Annotated in this window: 5 protein-coding genes; 4 read left to right on the forward strand and 1 reads right to left on the reverse strand. The window is 36.1% G+C overall.

Going from position 1 to position 2,848, the window contains the following annotated elements; translation table 11 throughout:
- The 3 genes from AAC037_RS23010 to AAC037_RS23020 form a co-directional block, all read left to right on the forward strand.
- The coding region (locus AAC037_RS23010) for a (deoxy)nucleoside triphosphate pyrophosphohydrolase (protein WP_339905920.1) at positions 1 to 313 on the forward strand (313 nt) is incomplete at its 5' end.
- Positions 314 to 339: 26 nt separating this feature from the next.
- A complete protein-coding gene (locus tag AAC037_RS23015; protein ID WP_339905922.1) occupies positions 340 to 876 on the forward strand; it encodes a cyclic nucleotide-binding domain-containing protein in 537 nt (178 codons plus the stop codon).
- A gap of 52 nt (positions 877 to 928) precedes the next feature.
- Positions 929 to 1,396 carry a DinB family protein gene (locus AAC037_RS23020; protein ID WP_339905924.1) on the forward strand — a complete coding sequence of 156 codons (468 nt, stop codon included), beginning with the start codon at positions 929 to 931 and terminating at the stop codon, positions 1,394 to 1,396.
- A gap of 7 nt (positions 1,397 to 1,403) precedes the next feature.
- On the opposite strand, the gene AAC037_RS23025 is transcribed toward AAC037_RS23020, so the two are convergent.
- Positions 1,404 to 1,748, reverse strand: a complete 345-nt coding sequence (locus AAC037_RS23025) for a helix-turn-helix domain-containing protein (RefSeq protein ID WP_339905926.1) — start codon at positions 1,746 to 1,748, stop codon at positions 1,404 to 1,406.
- Positions 1,749 to 1,842: 94 nt separating this feature from the next.
- Between AAC037_RS23025 and nfsB the strand changes: the two genes are divergently transcribed.
- Positions 1,843 to 2,502, forward strand: a complete 660-nt coding sequence (gene nfsB / locus AAC037_RS23030; protein WP_339905928.1) for an oxygen-insensitive NAD(P)H nitroreductase — start codon at positions 1,843 to 1,845, stop codon at positions 2,500 to 2,502.
- The last annotated feature ends 346 nt before the right edge of the window (positions 2,503 to 2,848 follow it).

The following is a 2,848-nucleotide window of genomic DNA, read 5'->3' on the forward strand; positions in this document are numbered from 1 at the left end:
ATATATTTCAAAGAAATTTGAATTTCCCGGAGGAAAAATCGAAGCAGGGGAATCCCATACAGAAGCCCTAAGTCGTGAATTGTTGGAAGAATTAAACCTATCGACCACCAATCAATCCTACTTTCTGACGGTAGTTCATCAATACCCAAACTTAGAGGTAACCCTGCATGCATACCTATGTCAGGTAGATTCGGATGCACTTACCCTTCATGAACACATAAGCCATAAATGGCTAAAAGCTGAAGAATTGGGCACATTAGATTGGGCCGCGGCTGATATACCCATTGTAAATAAATTGCTGACCAACAAATAAGAACACAGTGCTACCCTTATTGAAAAATGAATCCTATTTTAAACTTTATAGCGCAAATTGACAAGCAGCATTTATGGGACAAAAAGCTGGAATTGAACCGAAAAGAATACTTAAAGGTCAAGGGAAGCATAGATACAAACCTCTATTTTGTGGTCAGCGGGAGCTTGAGAATCTATGTGTTAGAGGAATTTGATGAGAACATAATAAGGTTTGGTTACAAAGACAATTTTATCGCTGCACTAGATTCATTTATCAGCGAAAAACCTTCTGACCTTTACATTCAGGCAATCAAAAAAACGCAATTGAAGGTAAACAAAAAAGCAAGCTTCATGGCATTTATTGACAGTTCAACTGAAAACACCAAAATCTGGCAAATGATGCTTGGCGATCTGATATACCAACAAATGGAAAGAGAGCGCGACATTTTAACAAGTTCGCCCCTGGAAAGATACAAAAGGGTTTTGGCCAGAAGCCCTCAATTATTTCAGGAAATCCCTAATAAATACATCGCTTCTTACTTAAGAATGACACCGGAAACCTTGTCTCGGCTCAAAAAGTCTTGATTTAAATCAATGTTTTTTTTCTGATTTAGCGCGAATTTTGACAAAAAAAACGATGAAAATAGACTCAGAAAAATTAATACAAGATTTAGTAGAACGGACTCGAATTAACATCAATCAGGTTGAAAGATTCAACACCTTATCTGAAGAGCTACTGAATCGAAAACCGGGACCGGATAAATGGAGCATTTTGGAATGTATAGCGCACCTGAATCTTTACGGGGATTTCTATATTCCTGAAATAACCAAAAGGATAGCAAAATCAAAAACCGAATCGACCAAAACCTTCAAAGCAGGTATTCTTGATAATTATTTTGCCCAAACCATGTTACCAAAGGAGAAATTAAATAAGATGAAAACCTTCAATGATAAAAATCCAATGGGTAGTTTTCTGGATAAAACAACCCTTCAACGGTTTCTTAACCAACAAGAACAACTTTTAGATCTTCTCAATATGGCAGGCAAAATAGACCTTAACAAAACCAAAACTGCCATCAATAGCCAACTCAGCACTAATCAATAGAAGTTATTTACTCAGAAACTTCCGTTCCATTGTGTACAACATTGTGTCCCCAATCTGCAATGGATTGAACCACAGGAATCAATGTTTTTCCAAAATCGGTCAGAGAATAAACTACTTTAAGTGGGGGTTTACTGGTATAAACCTTCCTTTTGATGATACCATCTTCTTCAAGGGTTTTCAACTGCAAACTTAAAGTTCGCTCTGTAACCGTAGGCATTTCTTTTCTCAGTTCATTGTACCGCATGGGCTCATTTCTTAGGTGAAATAGGATCACTGTTTTCCATTTCCCACCGATTAGCCCCATCGTTAGACTGGCACAGCATGGGTATTCTTTACCTTTAAATTTATACATTCTTTTAAAATTTTATACTATCCTATTTGACCGTTATTGCAAAGTTATAACACTATCTTTACTTTTGCAACTATAAAACTTATAGTATAAAATTATGGACATAAAAAATGTATTAAACTGGCGTTATTCCGCAAAAGAATTTGATCCAAACAAGAAAATCTCAAAAGAAGATTTTGAACAGGTAAAGTCACTTTTAAGGATGAGTCCTTCTAGTACTAATTTACAACCCTGGCATTTTATTGTTGCTTCAACAGAAGAAGGGAAAAAACGCATGGCCAAAGGAACGCAAGGCTTTTTCTCATTCAACGAACCAAAGGTTTTAAAGGCTTCACATGTGGTATTGTTTTGTTCAAGAATTACAGCAGATGAGGAATACATGCAACACGTATTGGCGGTGGAAGACCTGGATGGTAGATTTCCTAATGAACAGATAAAACAAGGCATGCATGGAGGTAGAAATGCATTTGCCAACATACACAAGTACGATTTAAAGGACTTACAACATTGGCTTGAGAAGCAAGTCTATTTAAACATTGGCAATTTCTTACTTGGAGTGGCTGCACTAGGCATTGATGCGGTACCCATGGAGGGTATTGATGTAAAAGCCTTAGATGAGGAGTTTGGTTTAAGAGAAAAAGGTTTTACTGCCGTCACAGTTGTATCTATAGGTTACAGAACAGAGACTGATTTTAACGCAACAGACAAAACTCCGAAATCCCGACTGCCTGAGCAAGAATTATTTACGCTGGTTTAGGGTTTTCTTTTGTAAATAGGGCTAAAGTAAAAGGATCCGGCCACTTAAAAGAACAAATGCCATTTAGCAAAAAAAATGACCTTCAGCAGGTCATTTTTTTTGTTTGTTAATTTATCCAATATTGAAATCCGAAATAGGCGATAGACCTTCTATTACTAGCTGAATAAATCGCGCATCATTAAAGTCTGGCAAATAAATTAATTTAGTTGGTTTTATAATTGAATTACAATTTTTTAAACAACTAAAATTCCACTAATTTAGAATGTCACAATACAAATCCTTGTAAAGACTATTCAATAATTCAGTATATAATAGCGCATTTAAACCAATGAAACCCTGCGAAAAT

Source organism: uncultured Cyclobacterium sp., assembly GCF_963976465.1.
In the GTDB taxonomy this organism is placed as follows: domain Bacteria; phylum Bacteroidota; class Bacteroidia; order Cytophagales; family Cyclobacteriaceae; genus Cyclobacterium.